Below are 21,961 nucleotides of genomic sequence, written 5' to 3' on the forward strand. Positions count from 1 at the left end.
AAGGAGTGATTGGATGGAAAAAAGAAAACTTGGGCAATCGTCCCTTTCTGTCAGCACGATGGGATTAGGTGGAATGTCTCTTGGTACAAACATAGAAACCGCAAAATCGATTATCGATGAAGCGCTAGAATTAGGCATTAATTATTTGGATACTGCAGATTTATATGATTATGGGCAAAACGAAGAGATTATAGGAAAAGCAATTAAAGGAAAACGGGATCAAGTCATTCTTGCAACAAAGGCTGGCAATCGTTTTACACCAGGAAAAGAGGGCTGGGAATGGGACCCTTCTAAAGCTCATATTAAAAGTGCCGTTAAAAATAGCCTGTCACGTTTGAGCATTGATTATATTGATTTATACCAATTACACGGTGGAACAATTGATGACCCTATCGACGAGACAATCTCCGCTTTCGAAGAATTGAAAAGGGAAGGGTATATTCGTGAGTATGGTCTTTCTTCCATCCGTCCAAATGTTATTAAAGAATATGCGGAGCGTTCAGGAATCGTCTCCATTATGATGCAGTACAGCATCCTTGATCGTCGTCCAGAAGAATTGTTTCCTTATTTAGAGGAAAAACAGATTAGTGTTGTTACTAGAGGCTCATTAGCAAAAGGCATCTTAACCAATCGAGCATTGCACCAAGTAAAAGCAGCTAAAGACGGTTATTTATCCTACTCTTCAAAAGAGCTAGCTCAATTAAGAGATATTCTGCAGCAAAATTATGGGCATACCAATTCATTAAATGGACTGGCCTATCACTACTGTTTATCCCACTCACCTGTAGCAAGTGTCGTAGCGGGCGCAAGCAGCATAGAGCAAATTCGACAGAATGTAAAAGCCATTACAGACGAATCATTAGCTGAAAAAGAGTTGGAGAACATCGCACGTATTACAAAGAACGATGTTTATGAACAGCATCGTATGTAGTAGAAAAAGACCGGCGTCCCGGTCTTTTTCTATTAAATCGTTGGTACTGCTCGTAGCACACGAAGCGTTATAAACGTTGCAAGAATGGCTTTTAAGACATCTCCAGGTATAAAAGCAAGAGTCATTCCGAATGCTTCTTTTATTGAAACACCAGTAGTAGCAGCTAAATAACTAGCACCACATATGTAAAGTAAACCTAATCCAAATAGAAGATTCACACAAAATACGTTCAAAAACGTTCTCTTTTTCATTTTTTGCACAACGTACCCAACGCTTAGTGCAACAAGCATCCAGCCAATGATATATCCTCCAGAAGGACCGAAAAGGACCCCTACTCCACCTCTCCCTCCAGCCAATAAAGGAAGGGAACACGCAACAAGGAAAACAAATAACACTACAGCTAAAAACCCACGTTTTGCGCCAAGCAATCCACCAATAATCATTGGTGCAATGGATTGTGCTGTAATTGGCACAGGTGAGATCGGTAGTGGAATGGGAGGTATCGCTCCAAGCACTGCCATAACTGCTGTCATCATTGAAATTTTAGTTAAATCTCGAATCCCCATTTGATTTACCCCACTCTTTTTTCTTAACATTAGCTGATGAAAACTTCATTGTCAACCTATTACATAAATAGTTAACAATCATGACAATCTTGACGTAGACCGGCTCTGTCGATTATGATTACGGTAACAATCTGTCGAGAAAAGAGGGGTAGGATGAGGCGAAGGCAAGAAGTTGATCATAGCGGCTTTATTGATATTTCTTCAATGAATGCAATAAAACAGCATGCTTATGCAAAATCAAGCGTTCAAATTGATAAAGAGCTTTATGAAAACCTTCAAAATGGCGACTTGCGTCATAAGCAGATTTTAGAAAACGCGCGTTTCGCTGGAATCATGGCTGCTAAAAACACATCAATCCTTCTGCCAAATAGCCACCCAAAAGAACTAACGTACATAGCGATACAGTTTAACTGGGAAGTCAATTCAGGCAGCTGGGATTTAATTATAGAGGTAGAGGTAAAAGCAAAGCATCCTTTACCAATTCACACAGAAGCGATGGCGGCAGCTTCTATTGCCGCATTAACCGTTTATGATTTATGTCAGCACGATGCGCTATCGATTGTGCTAGGACCTACTTACCTTTCTCGAAAAGGCAATCAAAGAGCGTGAGTCGCTCTTTTTTCTTTTTTGTTCAATCTAGTAATAATCACTAGCTAATAACCCTCTTCCATTAAGAAGTCTAAAAAAACAAGCCCATTAAAGTCTTATACATGACTTAATGGGCTTAGCTTCGTTTCAGCTCTTCCTTATCGAACACCAAACAACCGTTTAATCTTTGTAAACATGGTTGTCGTTTCTTCAATAGACATTAATGGAATGGTTTCTCCGAGAATTCTCCGTGCTATATTGCGATAAGCAATAGAGGCTTTACTCGTTGAGTGTAGAGCGATTGGTTCACCTTTATTGGAATGTTTTATTACTTGATCATCATCAAGCACGATGCCAATTAAATCTATTGCAAGGATTTTCGTAATTTCGTCTACATCAAGCATCTCACCATTTTTCACTAAATGGGTTCGAATTCGATTAATCACTAAACGAGGACGTTCAACGTTCTCTTGTTCAAGAAGACCGATTATTCGATCTGCGTCTCTTACAGACGAGACTTCAGGTGTGGTAACAACAATGGCTTTATCTGCACCAGCAACTGCATTGCGAAACCCGTGCTCTATTCCAGCTGGACAATCAATAAGAACAAAGTCGTATTCTTGTTTTAATTCATCTACAAGCTGCTTCATTTGCTCTGGCAAAATGTCTGTTTTATCTTTCGTTTGTGCTGCAGGAAGTAAGTACAGATTTCCGTCGAAACGTTTATCTTTAATTAGTGCTTGATGTAAGTCACAGTTCCCTTCCACGACATCGACTAAGTCAAAGATGATTCGATTTTCTAAACCCATCACCACATCTAAATTCCGTAAGCCAATGTCCGCATCAATTAAGCATACTTTTTTTCCTTCTAGAGCAAGCGCAGTTCCAATGTTTGCAGATGTAGTTGTTTTTCCTACACCGCCCTTACCACTTGTAATTACAATTGCATCGCCCACGCTCATATCCCCTTTCTTTCGTACGATCCAAATTAAGAAACCGCCTCGGCCTCTTTTAATCCTCTACTCTCTACATCAAATAAACGTTGCACTTTTGTCAAGGTCATTTCGCCGCTCGTGCTGTCGATAAATACCGCTTGCATCTCAGCATCTTCAATTGTTTCATCAGCGAAATGAAGCATATGTTCATGAATATGTAAGCTTGTTGGAGACATATGGCTCGCACAAATAAAGGCACTAGTATCCCCGTTATAACCGGCGTGAGCCTTTCCTTTTAATGCCCCCATTATATAGATGTTGCCAGTAGCCATTAAACAGCCACCCGGATTCACATCACCAATTAGAAGGACATTTCCTTTCATTTTAACGATTTGGCCAGAACGAATCATTCTCGTTAAGGTTGCCGTTTGTACTTCTTCTTGCATCGCTTTTGCCTTTTCCACTGTCACAACATTCGAATGATAGTGGTGGACGCGCAAATGGCTATTCGATGTAATAATGGATTCAATCGTTTCTTGATCGGATATAGTTAATAATCGATTACCTAAATCAATCTGTACGTAAACAATTGGATCATTCTTCTCACTTTTATAGTAATCAGATGATAATTTCTCACGAAGATCTTCTATTAACTGATCAAATGAACAGCGATCATCTAATAAAAAGATCAAACCATCTTTTGTTCCTTTTATTGTAACGAGTGATTTCACTTGTGACATTCCTATTTCACCTCTACTAACTCCCATTGTAACAATACATTCCACGTTTAATGCATAATTCCTGCTTTAACGATTGCGAAAGCTTGCTTGCTCATTTACATGGTTCGCTAATTTTCTAAACGGCAACACTAGTAATATGGCTAGTGCACTATTTAAAACGAGTGTGGGTAGCAAACGGTCGAGAAGGAAATCTCCACCCGTCATCGTCGTTACACTAAGAATATAAAACAAACCATACTGAAAATATTCAAAGAGAAAAACAGCTATGGTACAAAGCAGAACTGCCCAAAGTGCCGATTCTTTTACCGCTTTTAACGGTACTGCTGAAAGGTAGCCCAAACAGGCAAACCCAAACATATAGATCCCTAAATAATTGGTGAACACAACATCGTACAGAAAACCAAAAGCAAGTCCATAAATTAGCGCAACTTGCTTGCCCGAGTATAAACCAATTAGAACAATGGTCATTATGACTAACCTTGGGACCACATATTGTGTCGCTTCTGTATAATTAGCCAGCATATAGGGAAGGAGGGAGCCCTCTAGAATGAAAAGAAAAACGAGTACAATGGAAAAGTATGTCCGACTCATTCTTCCTCACCCTCTTCATCACCTAGCTCCTCTTCACCTGAATCCATGCTAGGTAAATGTCTTTGAACAACGAACACATAGTCGAGTTTTGAAAAATCAGCAGTTGGATGAATATAGATATTCTGAGATAAGCCGAATTCATCTACTTCCACTCTCTCCACTTCACCGATTAATAAGCCTGAAGGGTAAACATCTCCCAAACCAGATGTTGTGACCGTTTCTCCTTCTGTTATCGGTACATCGATATCCACTTTTCTCATAATCAATAAATCTTCTGCGCTATCGTACCCTTCAATAAAGCCCATTGCTGGATCCTCATCTTCGTCCTCAATTAGCACTTGTGCTGACACTAAATTAGTTGGATCATTATCACTTAATAACTGCACAAAAGAAGTAAACTTACTAGCATCCGTTACTTTTCCAACTAGGCCACCTTGTGAATCAATAACAGCCATATCACCTGTCACTTCATCTCTCTCGCCGCGATTAATACCAATATACTGCTCCCATGCATCTGGTGAACGATTTATAACAACAGCCGATATACGAGAGTAGTCGCTAAGGGTCTCGTCAATATCCAACATCCCTCTTAGTCGCTCATTTTCTTCATCCAACAAGTCTTTTTGAACAGATAATTGTGCGTATTCCTCTAATCGTGTACGAAGTAGCCGATTCTCATCATATACATGTATAATCTCACTTACATTTTCATAAATCCCACCAACGAAATGCGCTGGTGCAGAAACTAAATTCTGAACCCAGCCAATAGCGTCACGCATAATTTGTTCTGGTTGAGATAAATTCCGGTCGTCTCTCATTGTGTAGCCAATTAACGCCATTAAAATGATAATACTTACTAATAAAACAATGAGCTTCTTGTTAGAGAAAAAAGATCGCATTCTCTATCCCTCTATTTCCAATTTGATCGAGCTGAACCTGCTTTTGTACGGAATAAATGAATATTTTCCAACGCGCGACCTGTGCCAATCGCTACACAATCAAGTGGATCTTCAGCCACGATAACAGGCATATTTGTTTCTTCACTTAACACTTTGTCCAAGTTTTTCAGCAATGCTCCCCCACCTGTTAAGACAATACCACGATCCATTATATCAGCTGCTAACTCAGGTGGCGATTGCTCAAGTGTATCTTTAACCGCTTCAATAATCGTTTCCACTGTATCTGAAAGCGCATTGGATATTTCACCTGACGTTACCGTAATTGTCTTCGGAAGTCCAGTTAAAAGATCTCGACCACGAATATCCATATCTTGACTCTCTTCATCGTCAGCGCTTGCTGAACCAATTTCAAGCTTTAAGGTTTCAGCAGTACGTTCCCCAATCATTAGATTGTACGTTTTTTTCACATATTGAATAATCGCATCGTCCATCTCATCACCAGCTACGCGAATGGATTGACTTGTCACAATGCCACCTAATGAAATAATGGCAACTTCTGTCGTGCCGCCACCAATATCAACGACCATACTACCAGTTGGTTCCCAAACTGGTAAGTTCGCACCAATTGCAGCAGCAAAAGGTTCTTCCAGCGTATAGGCTTCTTTCGCACCTGCTTGTTTTGTCGCATCCTCTACCGCACGTTTTTCAACTGCTGTTATACCAGACGGAACACACACCATCACAGCTGGTTTACGGCTAAACATGGAACTATTTTTCATTGCCTGTTGAATAAAATGCTTAAGCATCGTCGCAGTCGTATCAAAGTCAGCAATAACGCCATCTTTCATTGGTCGAACAGCCACAATATTGCCAGGCGTACGACCAATCATTTTCTTTGCATCATTTCCCACCGCTTGGATTGAATTCGTATCCGTACGTAGTGCCACAACTGATGGCTCTCTAAGCACAATTCCTTTTCCCTTTGTGTAAACGAGTGTGTTAGCTGTCCCTAAATCAATTCCAATGTCTCTATTTCCAAACATGTATGTATACTGTCTCTTTCGCTTTCACTAAAAGCGACCTAATAAATAGACAGATTCCTCCCTTTGCATTCACGTAGGTTCGTGGTTTTTCATTCTATTTATAATGGATGTGCATGCTTTCGCTACGTTTCGACATCACTATAACGCAAACTCATACCCTTTATTATATCGAATTGTAAGCAAAAAAAATAGCCTTAAAGTTCCCTAGGCAAAAAAAAGTGATTCCACGTTTATCGATAATTTTACATAGTTATAAATCCACGTTCTTTTAAACTTACATAATGCGTCTCATCACCAATGATAATATGATCCAAAAGTGAGATGCCTAGTATTCTTCCAGCTTCATTCAGTCTTTTTGTCACATTAATGTCTTCTGGACTAGGAGAAGGATCACCACTCGGATGATTGTGAAGGCATATAACAGCAGCAGATGATGTACGTAGTGCTTCTTTAAATACCTCCCGCGGGTGGACAATGCTTGCATTTAAACTTCCAATAAAGACTGTTTTTTGCTTTATTACATAATTTTTGGTATTTAAGTAAAGTACGACAAAATGCTCTTGATGAATGCCGATTAGATCATCGGCCACGATCTGGACCGCATCATCTGGAGAAGCGATAACGCTTTTTTGCCCTTTGCCTTCTCGGTTTATTCGTTTACCAAGTTCCATTGCCGCTGCAAGCTCAATTGCTTTTGTTACTCCAATTCCTTTAATGAGCCTCATTTCTTCAAGGGATGATTCACTTAAAGCCGTTAATGTTTTATAAGTGGAAAGCAATTCAGAAGCAACTTGTAGTGCCGAGTATTGCTTTGTACCTGAACGGAGCATAATGGCAAGGATTTCTTGATTCGATAGGGCTTTCGCCCCTTCACGGATAAATCGTTCACGGGGACGCTCTTGGGGAGGAACATCGCGGATAATAATGGACACGTACACAACTCCTTTATCTAAGAAATTTTAGGAAAGATGTGAAAGGTAGCGAGAGCTTGAATCGTTCTAACAAGGGGTAAACCAACAACTGTGTAATAATCACCTTTTATCTCCGAAACAAACATGGCACCTAAACTTTGAATCCCATATCCACCGGCTTTATCACGCCATTCATCTGTTTCTACATACTTCTGAAGAAGCTCGTCTGAAATAGACGTCATTGTTACGTTAGTTGTCTGAGAGAAAAGAAGGGATTTATCACGCTGAAGAAGAGCAACTCCAGTAGAAACACTGTGAGTCGAAGCCGACAATGAACGTAACATGTTTTTTGCCTCTTGCTTTGATTGTGGCTTACCTAGATGGCAACCATTGTGAGATACAATAGTATCAGCAGCTAGCACAACCTGATCAGGAAATTGGTTCGCAACAGCAACAGCTTTCCGTTTTGCAAGGGTACAGACCGCTTCTTCTATTGAATGGTCTCCATTTAGTGACTCGTCTACATCACTTGCATAAACTGAAAATGGAATGTGGCATTGTTTAAGGAGTTCACTTCGCCTTGGGGAACTAGAAGCTAAAAGAAGGGATTGGTTCATGGAGCACCTCTACTTTTTCTTTTTATTGTACAGGTGTTAGAAATAGTTTACCAATAATAAAGAGGAAAAAACAATAACAATTTAAAAGAAGACGAAAAACCTTACAACAAAGATTTTCCGTCTTACAAACCGCTTCTGTTCGTTGAACTACCGATCCTATCTTTTCATCATTCGATAAGAAAAGCTCAAGCAAGGAAACGGAATTACGTTAGATACTTTTCGAACCAGCCGAAAATGGCTTCTAATCGCTTGACACGCAAGCTCGGCTTTCCACTTCTAGACAATTCATGATTGGCTTCTGGAAAACGAATAAATCGTGTTTGTTTCCCTAATCGTTTTAAAGCGATAAATAATTGCTCTGCTTGTTCAATAGGACAACGAAGGTCATTCTCTCCGTGCAAAATAAGCAAAGGTGTTTCCACATCGGCAACATATTTTATAGGCGAATGTTTCCAAAGCGTCTCCATTTCATCAAGTTCAGCTTTAATTTGCCACTCAGAAAAATAATACCCTATGTCACTTACGCCGTAAAAGCTAATCCAGTTCGAAATCGATCGTTGTGTGACAGCTGCTTTAAATCGATTTGTATGACCAACCGCCCAATTCGTCATAAACCCACCGTAGCTACCACCGGTCAAACCAAGCCTAGACTCATCAACCCAATTAGTTGTTTTCACGACATCATCAAGAATGTCCATCAGATCCTGAAAATCGCCTCCGCCATAATCGCCTCGAACAGCATCAACAAAGGCTTGTCCATAACCATGACTTCCTCTCGGATTTGTATAGAGCACACCATATCCTTTTGCCGTTAACAGTTGAAATTCATGGAAGTATGTATGTGCGTACATCGCGTGGGGTCCACCATGCACCTCTAAAATTAACGGGTACTGTTGTCCTTCTTTGTAAAATGCCGGCTTCATTAACCAGCCCTCTACAAATGAGCCATCATCCCGATTTAGCTTTACTTTTTCAGGAACGCTGACGTGGAATGATTCCTCAAATGCTGCGTTAAAGGATGTTAAACGGCTTAACGTCTTTTCTGTGTGGTTAACACGATAGCACTCACTTGGTTCTACTACAGAACTATGAGTAACAATAAATTCATCTTGATGAAAATCAAAACCATTTATATGTGCATCTGTGTTCGTCAATTGCTGGTGATCACCATTTAACGAAAATTTCCAAATATTAACTGAACCTTTACTGGAAACTAATGTGTATAGTGACTGACCATCGTCTGAGAAACGCAATCGATTTGATCCAGTGTGTTGTAAAAAATCTCCAATTGCGATGTCACCAATAAAGGCATCGACATTTGCAGTTAAATCTGTTTCCTCTGTACCGCTACGATGCAAGATTACCTTTGGAAGCGTTGCGTTTTCATATTCTCGTCGATGGCTCAATAAAGCGATTGTCTGTCCATCTGGAGACACAGCACCACCAGTAATAACGCAAGCTTCTTTCGTCACTTGCCGCTCTTGCTTTGAATCTATATTGATAAGGTAGGCGTGTGCGCTAAATGAGAAATCACGATTTTCTGTTCGATCACTGGCAAACAAAACGTGGCGAGAGTCTCCCGAAAAGTCTAATAGCTGGCTATCATAGTAATCAGTCGTTAACCACTGCTGGTTGTCTGTTGCTAAATCAATACTTCCAATTCGCATAACTCGATCATCATGAAGGCCTCGCTGATCAGACTTATATTTCATTTGATCAATCACGAGCGGCTCTGGTTTTCGATCTGGTTCATTTTCTTCTGACTCTTTAAAAAACGCTGAATACGCAATTCTCGTTCCATCTGGAGATAACACGTAAGAAAGCACACCATGCTCCTCATTCGTTACTTGCTTTGCGTCGGCCATGCCTTGTTTTAAAAATACTTGATTTTTTCCTTTGCGATTGGATAAATAGGTAAAGCCATCCCCACTCGGTAACCACTGAGGCGCAATATGCTTACCTTTTGCATGGGTTAATTTTGTTTGTTTACCTGTCTTTATATCGATTACATATAAATGTGCTTGATAGGTATCCTCTTGCTCATCTAAGTTTGTTACTACAATGATTGCTTCCGTTCCATTAGGAGAAACAACTGGATTCGTTACCGTGCTTAATTGAAATAGGGTTTGTGCCGTTAACTCTTTCACTCGATAGACCTCCTTTTTTGTAAAGTATACCGAATTAGTTCGGAAGACGAAAGAAAAAAGATGCCGTATGACATCTTTTTAAGGAAAATGCTATTCTTCATTTATGATTGTTAACACGTCTTCATATTGGACAATCATCTGAAGTAATTGTTGTTGTATCTGATAAAGTGCATCGTTCTCGTTAGACTCATGATAGGTATTCAGCGCTTTTACAGCCGAAAACAACGTGTCTGCATACTGCAAACTTCTTTCACGAGCTTGTTCATTCATTTGTGAAAAAGCCCTATCACGAGAATCACGCAATTGCTCAACAGACTGATTTAATTGCGCTATATTCTCCTCGCTAATAGAACCACGCTCATTTGCTACAATGAATTGGGAAGATACATTATTCAAAAACTGATAGATTGCATTTGCGCTCGTGTACCAACTTGCAGCATCTTCTCCACCGACTGATACCTCACCACCTTCTACTGTATATGTCTTCACATATGTCTCCTGTCCCTGTTCACCGTAATGCACGCTTAACTCTGTACCCCTAGCTTGATCATTGGCTACTCCTAAAAACATATATTGTGTTTCCTCGCCTGGTATGAGTACGGCAGGCAGCCCTTTTTCTTTTATCTCTGATACAACTTTTTCAGCTGTTTCCATATCTGTGAATGCCGCGCCTTGAACAACGTCAACATGTAAGCTAGGAAAGGCGACATCTGTATAGACCGTTGCTTGAGCCGGTATAGCTGCCTCGCTATACGCCGTGTCATCGTTTAAAAAGAATTGGAAGACAACAATACCAAGTCCTAGTCCGACCACAATAGCAGACATAACAGCCCCAACAATCGGCCAAGGTATCGATAGCTGAATTTTATTTTTTCGATTTTTAGGAGGAAGCTTTGGCCCTTTAGAGCGGTCACCATCATCCCAAAAAGGTTCATTCCCAGATTTTTTCACATTTACTTTTTCAGTGAAGTCCACAACTTTATCTTCTTCTGGATGTGAATCGTCATTATCTTGTGGCGTTGAATGATTTTTTTGAAATAGGGAACGATCCCAGCTAATTACTTCAATCGGTTCTGAGTCTTCACTTTTGGGTGCAGGACGACTGTTTTTTTTCATTGATTGCGGGAACTTAAAATTCATCGAATGCTTTTGATCACTCATAAGTAAACACCCCTTTCCCTCTATACATATGAGGCTTGTCTTTATTTAGACCACATTAGGTAAAAAATAGACAATTAGTGCGGCGATGCTAATAAATGGAGCAAACGGGATCTTCTTTTGCTTACCGTTTTCAAATTTTTCTTTAAACGAGGGGTGGATAAAAACGAATATAAGTGCAATGAAGGAAGCCATTGCAATAATAAGCAAAGTTGATTGGGTACCAAATAACAGCATAAACAGAAGAAATAATTTAACATCGCCACCACCGAGCTGTTCTTTTTGACAAGCATAAAATAAGATAACCAAAAGTACAAGGCTAATAGCCACTGAAAAAACGTCAAACACAATAGGGTGGTTAAAGAAACGTAGGACAAGAAGCGGAATGGAAAATAAGAGTAAAATACGGTTTGGTATGCGAAAGGAACGAATATCTGTGAGTGTAAGGAGGAGTAACATTGAAATGAGTAAGAATGACATCATCATGTCTATGAAGTGATGAGCGTGGAACCAAGAGAGAAAAAACAAACCACCAGTGATCACTTCAATAAGAGGAAAATAAAAAGGAATCTTGTGATGACAAAAGCGACATTTTCCTTTCAAAAACAAATAAGAGAGAAGAGGAATCAAGTCGATTACTTGTATTGCCTGTTTACAGTGTTCACATGTTGACCGCCCATTTATCGTTTGCATAAACGATCCACGGGATAAGAATGAAAGAAAGTATGAGCCTATAACCATGCCTACCATGCCAGAATAAATACCAATAAAGAAAGAGTCAGCCAACCGCTTTATTCCTCCTTTTCATTTATGTGTCTTTACTCATTCCACACTATTCATGCCTTTCCCTGCTGCTGTAGAAAAAGAATCCCTTAAACAAGATGGTGCAACTTGGGACGATCAAAAAATCACTGTCCTACAGAGCTTTGGTAGGACAGCATGTCTTTATCAATTTATCCACACATCCCTTTATTTCGCTTCCTTATTTTTTAAGAAATGACGAACTTCCGAGATGAAATAGAGGGACCCTGTTACCATTATGACTTCATCTGTTCCTGCTGTTCCTATTTTTTCTACTATTTTTGTCTTCCAATCAATCACTTCTTCTTTTTGTTGAACCTTCCCAAATTGTTGGAACAATTCTGTTGCAGGCAACCCACGAAAAAAAGAAAAAGAACAGCAATAATAAGAAACATTCATCGTTTCAAGCTCATCAATTAAAGGAGTAACGTCTTTTCCTTCTGTAACGCCAATAAATAGATTTATTTTTTTGGCGGCAAATTGTTGCTTCAACGTCTGTGCAAGTGCATGAAAGCCTTCTTGATTATGTGCGCCATCAATTAATAAAGCAGGAGACTGATGTAACCACTCCATCCTCCCTGGCCACGTTGTTTTTCGTATCCCTTCTATTTTTGCGTCATTGGATATAGGTCGATCTAAATGCTTTTCGATTTCTTCACATGCTTTTAATGCAAGAGTAGCATTATGGTGCTGATGCTCTCCAAGCATCGACACCGTGTATTGATTATGTTGATACGTAAATTGACCTGCATCCATTGTCTCGTAAGTAAAATCATCCTTTAGAATCGAAATAGCTGCCTTCTTTTGATGCGCTTGCTCTTCCATAACGACTCGTGCATCTCCTTGAATATCGCCAAGAATAATTGGCGTGTTCGGTTTAATAATCCCCGCTTTTTCAAACGCAATCTCTTCAAGAGTCTCCCCAAGAATATGCATGTGGTCATGTCCAATCATTGTAATAATCGATACGATCGGTTGAATGACATTAGTCGAATCAAACCGACCGCCTAAACCAACTTCAATTAAACAAATGTCTGGTTTTGCTCGTTCTGCGAAATAAAGAAACATAATGGTCGTAATGACTTCAAATTCTGTTGGCGAACCAAGATCCGTTTCCGCTACCTGTTCAACCAAAGGTCTTACTTTGTTTGCTCCCCACACTAAATCTTCACTGGAAATTGGAGTACCGTTAATGGAAATCCGTTCCTCAAATCGTTCGATGTAGGGAGACGTGAATGTTCCTACTTGAACCTGTTCTTCTTCTAATATATGTCGTAAAAAACTTACAGTTGACCCTTTCCCATTTGTTCCGCCAATATGAACAGACGTTATCTGTTTTTCTGGGTGATTTAATTTTTTAAGCATCCATTCCATTCGCTTTAAACCTGGTTTAATACCAAAAGGTAGCAAGGAATGAATCCATGCAATTGCTTCTTCACTCGTTTTCACTGCACGTCTCTCCTTAAAAAAGGAGCTCAGGCGTTCTTAACGCTTGAGCTCGCTCATGCTATGCACTTAATTCTGCAATTCGTTCCATAACAATGGTTCGTTTTGACTCATAATCTGCTTTTTTCTTCTTTTCTTCCTCTACAACTTGTGCAGGCGCTTTGGCAACAAACCCTTGGTTACTGAGCTTCTTTTCAATACGCTCCACTTCTTTTGTTAATTTTTCTTTTTCTTTTTCCAACCGTGCAATTTCTGCGTCTAAATCAAGAAGTCCTGCTAACGGCATGAAAATCTCCATTCCAGTTAAAGCATGAGACATTGCTTTTTCTGGCGTTTCTAAATCATTGGCAATGACAAGCTTACTCGGATTGGCAAACTTTTCGATGTAAGCAGAGCCGGTTTCTAAACAAGCTTTCGTTTCGTCATTTGCTGGGCGAATAAACAATTCAATTTGTTTACTCATTGGTACATTTAGCTCCGAGCGTGTATTACGAATAGAACGAATGAGTGTTTTTAATGTTTCCATATCCTGAAGTGCCTTTAGATCATAGAATTCACTTGTAAAGAGCGGCCATTCTGCAACCGTAATGGACTCTCCTTGATGCGGCAAGTACTGCCAAATTTCCTCAGTGATAAACGGCATAAATGGATGAAGCATACGCATCGTATGATCAAGCACATAAGCGAGAACGGAACGAGTCGTCGCTTTTGCCTCTTCATCTTCCCCGTATAGAGTTAGTTTCGCCATTTCAATGTACCAGTCACAAACGTCATCCCAAATAAACGAATAAAGCGTACGTCCAGCTTCACCAAATTCGTAACTATCCAGCAACCGCGTAACCGTCTCTGCTGTTTGACCTAAGCGTGTTAAAATCCATTTATCTGCTATCGTTTTTTCTTTCGTTATATCAATTTCGTCGTAACTTAGCCCCTCCATATTCATTAAAGCAAATCGAGAAGCATTCCATATCTTGTTACCGAAATTCCAAGTAGACTCGACTTTCTCCCAATAAAAACGAAGGTCGTTCCCTGGAGTACTTCCAGTCGCTAGGAAAAAGCGCAATGAATCGGCTCCGTATTTATCAATTACCTCTTGCGGATCAACGCCGTTTCCTAGGGATTTACTCATTTTCTTCCCATCCGCATCACGAATGAGTCCGTGAATAAGTACATCTTTGAACGGTCTTTTGTTCGTAAACGCTTTTCCTTGGAAAATCATACGAGATACCCAGAAATAAATTATGTCGTAGCCTGTTACAAGCACATCCGTTGGGTAATAGCGCTTTAAATCCTCTGCATCCTCATTTGGCCAGCCCATTGTTGAAAAAGGCCATAATGCTGAAGAAAACCACGTATCTAATACATCTTCATCTTGTACCCAGTTTTCTGGATCTTGAGGTGCTTCTTTTCCGACATAAAGCTCATTCGTCTCTTTATGATACCAAGCTGGAATTCGATGACCCCACCAAAGCTGTCTAGATATACACCAGTCGCGAATGTTTTCCATCCAGCGTGTGTAGGTACCTTCAAAACGTTCAGGCACAAAGGTGACTTTTGTGTCTTCATGCTCCTGCATTTTGAGAGACTCTTCTGCAAGGGGCTGCATTTTCACAAACCACTGCATTGATAAATACGGTTCAACCACAACGCCACTACGCTCAGAGTGACCAACCGAGTGTAGGTGCTCTTCAATTTCAAATAATACACCTGACTCCTGTAAGTCTTTAACGATCTGCTTACGACAATCAAAACGATCTAGCCCTTGATACTTGCCAGCATTTTCATTCATGGTTCCATCTTCATTCATAACGAGAATACGCGGTAGATCGTGACGGTTTCCAATCTCAAAGTCATTCGGATCATGAGCTGGTGTAATTTTCACTGCACCCGAACCAAATTCACGATCAACGTACTCGTCTGCTACAATCGGAATTTCGCGTCCAGTAATCGGTAGCTTCACCATTTTGCCAACAAGGTGACTGTAGCGTTCATCTTTAGGATGAACAGCTACAGCTGTATCACCAAGCATTGTTTCCGGTCGTGTGGTTGCGATTTTAATTGAACCAGTACCGTCTACTAATGGGTACTCCATATGATAGAACGCCCCTTGAACATCTTGGTGAATAACTTCTATGTCAGAGAGAGCTGTTTTCGTATGAGGATCCCAATTAATAATATATTCCCCACGATAGATAAGACCTTGCTCATAAAGCGATACAAATACTTCCGTAACAGCATCTGATAAACCCGAATCCAATGTAAATCGTTCACGTGAATAATCAACGGAAATACCGACTTTTGCCCATTGCTTCCGAATAAAACTAGCATATTCTTCTTTCCATTCCCAAGACTTCTCAATAAAGCCTTCACGCCCAAGATCATGTTTTGACATCCCTTGTTCTTTTAAGCGTGCTTCTACTTTAGCTTGAGTGGCAATTCCTGCATGATCCATGCCTGGAAGCCACAGTGTGTCGTAACCTTGCATCCGTTTGGTTCGTGCAAGTATATCTTGCAAGGTTGCGTCCCATGCGTGACCAAGGTGGAGCTTTCCGGTTACGTTTGGCGGTGGAATGACAATGGAATATGGTTCTTTTGATGGATCGTCTGTCGGTTTAAAGAACTCGCCTTTTTTCCAATAGTCGTACCATTTCTTTTCTGTTTCATTTGGATCATATTTTGTTGGCATTGTATGCTGCTCCGTCATCGGGCAGGCCTCCTTTAGCTTAAAAAAATACAAAAAAACCCTTCCGTCTCAAAGGACGAAGGGATTGTTCGCGGTGCCACCTTTGTTCACAGACTTAGCCTGTGCAACTCAAATCGACTAACGGCTCGAAACCGTTTCTGTTTACTAAATGGTTCAACAGAAAAGCTTACAGGCGACTTTCAAGTACTTGCTTTCTAGAAAGACTTTCAGCCAAGGTCCTTCCTCTCTACTAGAAGCAGTTTCTTTACTCCTCCTGATCATAGCTTGTATATAGGATCTAACCGTATTTTATCGCTTGCTTACAAGTACGTCAATATTAGCTTTGGTCATTTTTATATAGTCTATACATTTAGAACTGCTTTTGCAACAGTTTTAGGCTACTTGCATACAATACGGTAACGATCATCGAAAGGAGGAAGGTTGCTATGACTAAGCGATTTCAAGGCTTTCCGCCACCATGTCCGCCACCCGGTCCACCTAAAAAGTGTGGACGCTTTAAATTTATTTGTATTCAATGTCTACCGCCCATTTTGGTGTTTCAGCTTATTCGTACATTACTTCTTCCAACAGCTGTAGATTTATTTTTATTAACGCTTATTATTGTCTTTTTCATTTGCTTGTTTTTCGGTATCGTGTAATGTCTGCCCTCTTTAAGAAAACAGAATCACATCATTTTGATCTTTTTCCAGTTCTTTTTCTTCTAACTGATCTTTCCATTTACCTGCAACAAGAAAAAAGACGACCATAAAAATCGCGATAACTGTTGAATTGATAAGGGTTAAGCGAATTGTTAAAATACCGTCCCACAACCGCATGCTCGCAAAAAACAGAAGAAATGCCGTTAATTGCGTTACAATGCCAATCCCTCTCCACATAACGGCTTTTTCTTTTGTCGAAGCTTTGTCATATAAATAAAAACCGAACAAGCCCACACTTCCTAAAAGAATAATAGGTAAAAAGGAAAAAGAGGATGCCTGAATATTTGAATCTAACAAGCCTGCCATTTGAATAATGAACTGTAACACAAAATAGACAACTAGGATAAGTAAACCCACTCTTAGCAACAGTGCCATTTTTAATGAGGTCGACATTTTTGGAACGTTTTTTGTTCGCTTTTCGCAGTATGTGTAAATATTCTTTTGATTCAGCTCTAAATCAATTGCATTTTTTTCAGCGTACAGCCATTCATCTAGTATTTGGTGAAGAATCTGATTTCGTTTCCGATGTGAAAAGCTAGCAGCTTCCATATAGTCAATGGCTTCTTCGAATAAAACTTGCTTTTCATTTGTAAGCTTTTTCCTTTTTTCTTCAAGTGCTTCAGAGCCATTTTTCTCCATCTTATACACCTACTCTCTTTTATCTACCATTACTTTAAGCATACCCGAATCGTCCCGAACTAAGCGTATACCTCTTTATTTAATGCCATATTTTTCTTTTTATCAAGTGTAAAATCCTAAAAAAAAGCAAGCATCAGCTTAAGACTGATTACTTGCTTCCTCTTCTTCTTGAGGAACAATTTTCGGAACAAATCGCTGCACTTTACGCAGCGCATAAATACGTTTTTCAAGTTTTTGCGTTAGTTCTAACTCATTTCCACCTTTTCGATAATCCATCATCGTATAGTAGACCGGTTCAGGAAAGAGCAGATACGCACTTACTAAATATTTTTCCGCCGTAACAAGGGGCAAATGCTGTTCGTATCTAGCGAACCAGCGTAAGACTTCATTTTCATCCCATAAGGAGTGCGGGAAACCGTGTCTACACAATGTCGCTAAATCCCGAGCTGGTGTGTCTAAACTTGCACGCTCAAAATTAATCAATAAAGGTTGCCCACTCGTCGCGTGCAACAAATGATGTCGAGATAAACGACCATGGGTTAACACACTACGGTAACTCCCTTTATCAATGGTAGTCTTGTACCATTTCTCAAGATAAGTTGTTGCTTCATCTGCTAATTGCTCAAACATTTTAAAATGTGTAAGAAATGACAGTTCAAATGGTGATAAATACGCTTTTACTTCTGCTTCATCCGCAAAGCGAGATAATTCGAGCGAGTGCATCTCCCATCGGGACAGAAGGCGTTCACACGATTGATCAATCACTTCTTTCGAAGCTGGTTGGGATTTAACTGTCATTCGATGAATTGTTCCAATTGAATCAGCCATTAACTCTTCGATTGATTGCCTTCCTTGGTATTCCTGCGTCTCAATCCAAGGCATTAAATAATACGTCTTCCCAGATACAAATAACGAATATTCCCCAAATTTAGTCGGAATAATCGGAACGAATGATGGATAGTTTAAACGTGATAGCTTCCTTATCGCATGAATACATTCTTCAGCTTGAACAGGGTCCATTGACGATTGTTTTAATGCAAAGTTTCCATGTTCAGTTTCAATTCTATAAATATTCCCTTGTTGCTCAACCGTTAAGGCTGTTAAATCGTAATAATAAAGCAAGGCCTCTATAAATGGATTCATGTTGTCACCTTCTTTGCATCAAGCCATTTTGCTAATGCCGAAGCAAACGACTGCGTTTTATCCCATTCTCTTTTTAGGTGATCAATTAAGTCAGAAAAGGGTTGGTCATTAGAAGTCGTTCTCTCTTGCAATAGTGTATCTAGCTCATCAGGAATAAGAACAGTAGCCATAATGGCTTTTCGTTCGTTGCTTGTCAACGTTGCCTTCTCATCCAATTCATTCATCAACGCATGTAATGATGCTTCCCCTTTGCGTTCATACCACGATTTAAGGAATGTCTTAAACGACTGATACCCGTACTCCGGGGTCGTTTCACTTCCTTGTACGATTAGCATATGCCCGCGAAATGAGCCTGTTAATTCTGTAAATGAATCCATTTTAGGTACTGATATTTCTCCTGACTTAGCTAGCTTCTTAGCCATCGTTAGACGACGATTCCCTTCTTGAAAAAGTGTCTGAAAAAACAGCCTTTGTTCCCGATTGGCTTGTTCCAAAATGGGATCATTACCCATTACCTCTTTTGGTAATGAGAACGTCGATTGATCTCTTCGACCCGCCTGAATCATTAAACCAAGAACTTCTCCCCACCGCTTTTCTTCTTGATCTTCACGCTGTTCAATAGGGACTTTATCATGCAGGCTAATGAATTGGTTATCCTTCTCTATATAAGCAGCGCCTTTATTGGTTCTTAGCATCCGGTTCATCATGACATAAGGCGCGACACTACAGTTGTCACGCCACTCGATATGCCACTTTAAACAAGCTTCATCTTCCCAATAGCAGATTTGCTTTACACCTTTTTCTGTGTTCAGTTGATGCTTTGATTCTAAAGATGCCTGTTTAAATCCATACTCTTCTTTAATGCGCTCAATCATTGGTCACCACCTACTTACCTTTCGAAGGTATATAAATGATTTGCCCCTCTTCAACTTTTTCACTATCAAGGTTGTTGTAACGCGTTAGTTGACTAGTGGAAAGTTCATAGCGATCGGCAATAACCTGTAGCGTTTCTTCTTCTTGAATAATACACATTTTCCATCTAGAAAACTGTTCATCCTCGTTTCGGAGCATGCTTGTTAAGTATGAAGCGCTGTCACGTTCACTCTTTCCTACTTGCTCAGTCACTTCTTCGACTTCATCAATTTGATCTTCAAGCTCGTTCATTTCACTGGTTTCCGTTAAATATCGATAAGCAGGAGATGCATCGTCATTTAGATCACTAACAGTAGCGATATCTTCTGCATCTGTCTCTTCTTCTTGCCAATTGGACTGTGTAAACGTCTCTACTATGTCTTGCTCCATGCTCCTTTGATGATAAGCAAGTTCTTGTTCTGATCTTTCTTCTGTCCCCTGCTCTTCATATGAATGACTTTCTTCAACCGCTTCATCCGATTGATACGCTTCAAATTGAAAAGCCGTTTCCTCTGTGTGTTCAGGTTCCTCTGGATTATTTTCATCTTCAACAACATCGTACTTATACTCAGAATCAACTAACTCAATTTCTCGCTGTTGCTCGTCTGACTTCACGCCACTAATCGACACATCTGCTGTTAATTGAATGCAGCTTTTTTCTGGTAAATCATAATCAAAGCTTGATACTTCTACATAAATATCATCAACATGTTGGATTCGTGTCATCGGAATCGTAATATCAATTGGAAACACGTGTTCAATCTGACCAGCTCCAGCTTCCGTTTCAGTCTGGATATCACCCGAATGACGAAAATCACTTAACGCAGTAAAAGATGCGTCTTCCTCTTCTTCCACTTCTTCCTGTCTTTCTTCTACCATTTTGTATTCGCCAATAAAACGAAGACCACCTTGAATAGTTACATGATCGTCCATTTGTTTGACTGAAATCTCCGGTGTGAGGGACATGCCAATAATTTCATCAATTTGTTGTCCTTTATTAAGCCAAACAGAGTCTTCAATTGAAAACGTTAAGGCTGACGACTGTTCTTGAGACAATTTAATTCCTCCTTCTTCACCATCATCCGTTATACACGTACACTATTACGTCTATGAGCTAAGCTAGTCGATTATGCGTACAATAGACGAAAAAAACAAGCCCTTCTAGTTTTGCACTAGCAAAGGGCTTGTGTTTGATGGTTAAGCATGAGAAAGCGTAGCAAATACACGGTTTGCAGCTTCAATGGTTTTTTCGATGTCTTCGTCTGAGTGAGTCGTAGATAGGAAGAGCCCTTCAAATTGGGAAGGAGCAATCGATATTCCTTCTTCTAACATCCCTCTAAAGTAACGTGCAAATAACTCTAAATCAGCAGTTTTCGCCAAATCAAAATTTGTAACATGTTCATTAGTGAAGAAAAGACCAATCATCGATCCTGCACGGTTAATTGTATGTGGGATGCCATGTGCTTTCGCTGCCTCTGAGAGACCTTGTTCTAAACGCTCTCCTTGCTTTTGAAACACATCGTAGTCTTCTCTCGTTAATTGAGAAAGAGTATAATAGCCTGCTGTCATTGCAAGTGGGTTTCCAGACAATGTACCAGCTTGATAAATAGGTCCGCTAGGTGCAATTTGCTCCATAATTTCTCGTTTTCCACCAAACGCACCAACAGGCAGTCCTCCACCGATTACTTTTCCTAAACATGTTAAATCAGGTGTAACACCAAGCACTCCTTGCGCACACTCATAGCCAACACGGAAACCTGTCATCACTTCATCAAAAATCAACACCGTTCCATTTGCTGATGTTAATTCTCTAAGCGTCTCTAAAAATCCAGGTTCAGGACGAACAACCCCCATGTTTCCAGCTACTGGTTCTACAATAACTGCCGCAAGGTCGTCACCAAACTGTTCAAATACATACTGAACGCTCTCTATATCATTGTAATGAACAGTTAACGTGTTCTGCGCAACTGATTCAGGAACACCAGGACTATCTGGTAATCCCAGCGTTGCAACACCAGAACCTGCTTTAATTAATAACGAATCCCCATGTCCGTGATAACAACCAACAAATTTCAAGATTTTGTTACGTCCAGTATAGCCTCTTGCTAATCGAAGTGCACTCATTGTAGCTTCTGTACCTGAATTAACCATACGAACCACTTCAATTGATGGCACACGTTCAATCACTAGTTCCGCCAACTTCGTTTCTAACTCATGAGGGGCACCAAAGCTTGTCCCAAGTTCCGTTGCCTTTTTTAATTCTTCCACTACGATTTCATCTGCATGCCCGCGAATGAGTGGTCCCCATGATAGAACATAATCAATATATTGGTTCCCATCAATGTCTGTAATCTTTGATCCTTTTCCTTGTTTCATATAGACAGGATTCATACCAACCGATTTAAAGGCGCGAACTGGACTGTTTACGCCACCCGGCATTAGCGGCTTTGCTTGTTCAAACGCTTGTTTTGATTTTTCATAATGAGCCATCT

At 40.1% G+C, this 21,961-nt stretch carries 21 protein-coding genes and 1 other annotated feature; of the genes, 3 read left to right on the top strand and 18 right to left on the bottom strand.

The features are described 5' to 3' along the window. Positions 1–13: 13 nt before the first annotated feature. On the top strand, positions 14–931 hold the full coding sequence (locus E2L03_RS03540; RefSeq protein WP_055736283.1) for an aldo/keto reductase: 918 nt from the start codon (positions 14–16) through the stop codon (positions 929–931). Between the two features lie 32 nt (positions 932–963). Here the strand turns inward: E2L03_RS03540 and E2L03_RS03545 are convergent, their stop codons facing one another. Then, a complete protein-coding gene (locus tag E2L03_RS03545) occupies positions 964–1,497 on the bottom strand; it encodes a biotin transporter BioY (RefSeq protein WP_095150475.1) in 534 nt (177 codons plus the stop codon). A gap of 153 nt (positions 1,498–1,650) precedes the next feature. On the opposite strand from E2L03_RS03545, the gene E2L03_RS03550 reads away from it, so the two are divergent. Further along, positions 1,651–2,106, top strand: coding sequence for a cyclic pyranopterin monophosphate synthase MoaC (locus E2L03_RS03550; protein WP_051667574.1), 456 nt, complete (start codon positions 1,651–1,653; stop codon positions 2,104–2,106). 137 nt (positions 2,107–2,243) lie between these two features. On the opposite strand, the gene minD is transcribed toward E2L03_RS03550, so the two are convergent. From minD to E2L03_RS03610, 12 genes are all read right to left on the bottom strand, one after another. Further along, the gene (gene minD, locus E2L03_RS03555; protein ID WP_038481604.1) at positions 2,244–3,041 is read right to left on the bottom strand and encodes a septum site-determining protein MinD; all 798 of its coding nucleotides are present in this window, start codon (positions 3,039–3,041) and stop codon (positions 2,244–2,246) included. Between the two features lie 32 nt (positions 3,042–3,073). Then, positions 3,074–3,760 (bottom strand): septum site-determining protein MinC, encoded by a 687-nt coding sequence (minC, locus tag E2L03_RS03560; RefSeq protein ID WP_038481608.1) that lies wholly within the window; start codon positions 3,758–3,760, stop codon positions 3,074–3,076. Between the two features lie 66 nt (positions 3,761–3,826). Next, a complete protein-coding gene (mreD, locus tag E2L03_RS03565; protein WP_038481611.1) occupies positions 3,827–4,351 on the bottom strand; it encodes a rod shape-determining protein MreD in 525 nt (174 codons plus the stop codon). Further along, positions 4,348–5,250, bottom strand: a complete 903-nt coding sequence (gene mreC, locus E2L03_RS03570; protein WP_038481614.1) for a rod shape-determining protein MreC — start codon at positions 5,248–5,250, stop codon at positions 4,348–4,350. Before mreC ends, mreD begins: the two co-directional genes overlap by 4 nt. Positions 5,251–5,261: 11 nt before the next feature. Beyond that, positions 5,262–6,293: a rod shape-determining protein gene (locus E2L03_RS03575; RefSeq protein WP_035395468.1), complete on the bottom strand. Its 1,032-nt coding sequence runs from the start codon at positions 6,291–6,293 to the stop codon at positions 5,262–5,264. A 242-nt stretch (positions 6,294–6,535) separates the two neighbouring features. Next, on the bottom strand, positions 6,536–7,225 hold the full coding sequence (gene radC / locus E2L03_RS03580) for a RadC family protein (RefSeq protein ID WP_038481619.1): 690 nt from the start codon (positions 7,223–7,225) through the stop codon (positions 6,536–6,538). Positions 7,226–7,242: 17 nt separating this feature from the next. Beyond that, positions 7,243–7,821 carry a Maf family protein gene (locus tag E2L03_RS03585; protein WP_124742320.1) on the bottom strand — a complete coding sequence of 193 codons (579 nt, stop codon included), beginning with the start codon at positions 7,819–7,821 and terminating at the stop codon, positions 7,243–7,245. A gap of 203 nt (positions 7,822–8,024) precedes the next feature. Continuing rightward, positions 8,025–9,968: a S9 family peptidase gene (locus tag E2L03_RS03590; RefSeq protein WP_134258577.1), complete on the bottom strand. Its 1,944-nt coding sequence runs from the start codon at positions 9,966–9,968 to the stop codon at positions 8,025–8,027. 90 nt (positions 9,969–10,058) lie between these two features. Then, positions 10,059–11,129, bottom strand: a complete 1,071-nt coding sequence (locus E2L03_RS03595) for a hypothetical protein (RefSeq protein WP_134258578.1) — start codon at positions 11,127–11,129, stop codon at positions 10,059–10,061. Positions 11,130–11,174: 45 nt separating this feature from the next. Beyond that, positions 11,175–11,912, bottom strand: coding sequence for a prepilin peptidase (locus tag E2L03_RS03600; protein WP_095150479.1), 738 nt, complete (start codon positions 11,910–11,912; stop codon positions 11,175–11,177). A gap of 183 nt (positions 11,913–12,095) precedes the next feature. Continuing rightward, positions 12,096–13,376 carry a bifunctional folylpolyglutamate synthase/dihydrofolate synthase gene (locus tag E2L03_RS03605; protein WP_095150480.1) on the bottom strand — a complete coding sequence of 427 codons (1,281 nt, stop codon included), beginning with the start codon at positions 13,374–13,376 and terminating at the stop codon, positions 12,096–12,098. A gap of 58 nt (positions 13,377–13,434) precedes the next feature. Continuing rightward, the gene (locus tag E2L03_RS03610) at positions 13,435–16,077 is read right to left on the bottom strand and encodes a valine--tRNA ligase (RefSeq protein ID WP_134258579.1); all 2,643 of its coding nucleotides are present in this window, start codon (positions 16,075–16,077) and stop codon (positions 13,435–13,437) included. A gap of 48 nt (positions 16,078–16,125) precedes the next feature. After that, positions 16,126–16,347, bottom strand: a binding site (T-box leader). A gap of 155 nt (positions 16,348–16,502) precedes the next feature. On the opposite strand from E2L03_RS03610, the gene E2L03_RS03615 reads away from it, so the two are divergent. Next, positions 16,503–16,715, top strand: a complete 213-nt coding sequence (locus tag E2L03_RS03615; RefSeq protein ID WP_038481637.1) for a YszA family small membrane protein — start codon at positions 16,503–16,505, stop codon at positions 16,713–16,715. Positions 16,716–16,727: 12 nt separating this feature from the next. On the opposite strand, the gene E2L03_RS03620 is transcribed toward E2L03_RS03615, so the two are convergent. The 5 genes from E2L03_RS03620 to hemL form a co-directional block, all read right to left on the bottom strand. Next, positions 16,728–17,414 (bottom strand): hypothetical protein, encoded by a 687-nt coding sequence (locus tag E2L03_RS03620; protein WP_095150482.1) that lies wholly within the window; start codon positions 17,412–17,414, stop codon positions 16,728–16,730. 138 nt (positions 17,415–17,552) lie between these two features. Beyond that, complete coding sequence (gene ysxE, locus E2L03_RS03625) at positions 17,553–18,557, bottom strand: spore coat protein YsxE (RefSeq protein WP_038481643.1); 1,005 nt, start codon at positions 18,555–18,557, stop codon at positions 17,553–17,555. Then, entirely contained in the window at positions 18,554–19,432 is an 879-nt protein-coding gene (locus tag E2L03_RS03630; RefSeq protein ID WP_134258580.1) for a hypothetical protein, read from the bottom strand. Before E2L03_RS03630 ends, ysxE begins: the two co-directional genes overlap by 4 nt. 10 nt (positions 19,433–19,442) lie before the next feature. Further along, positions 19,443–20,525 (bottom strand): stage VI sporulation protein D, encoded by a 1,083-nt coding sequence (gene spoVID / locus E2L03_RS03635; RefSeq protein WP_051667575.1) that lies wholly within the window; start codon positions 20,523–20,525, stop codon positions 19,443–19,445. A gap of 141 nt (positions 20,526–20,666) precedes the next feature. Continuing rightward, positions 20,667–21,959: a glutamate-1-semialdehyde 2,1-aminomutase gene (gene hemL, locus E2L03_RS03640; protein ID WP_055736273.1), complete on the bottom strand. Its 1,293-nt coding sequence runs from the start codon at positions 21,957–21,959 to the stop codon at positions 20,667–20,669. Between the last annotated feature and the right edge of the window lie 2 nt (positions 21,960–21,961).

It is taken from the genome of Shouchella oshimensis, assembly GCF_004375095.1.
GTDB classification, from domain to species: Bacteria; Bacillota; Bacilli; order Bacillales; family Bacillaceae_D; genus Shouchella; species Shouchella oshimensis.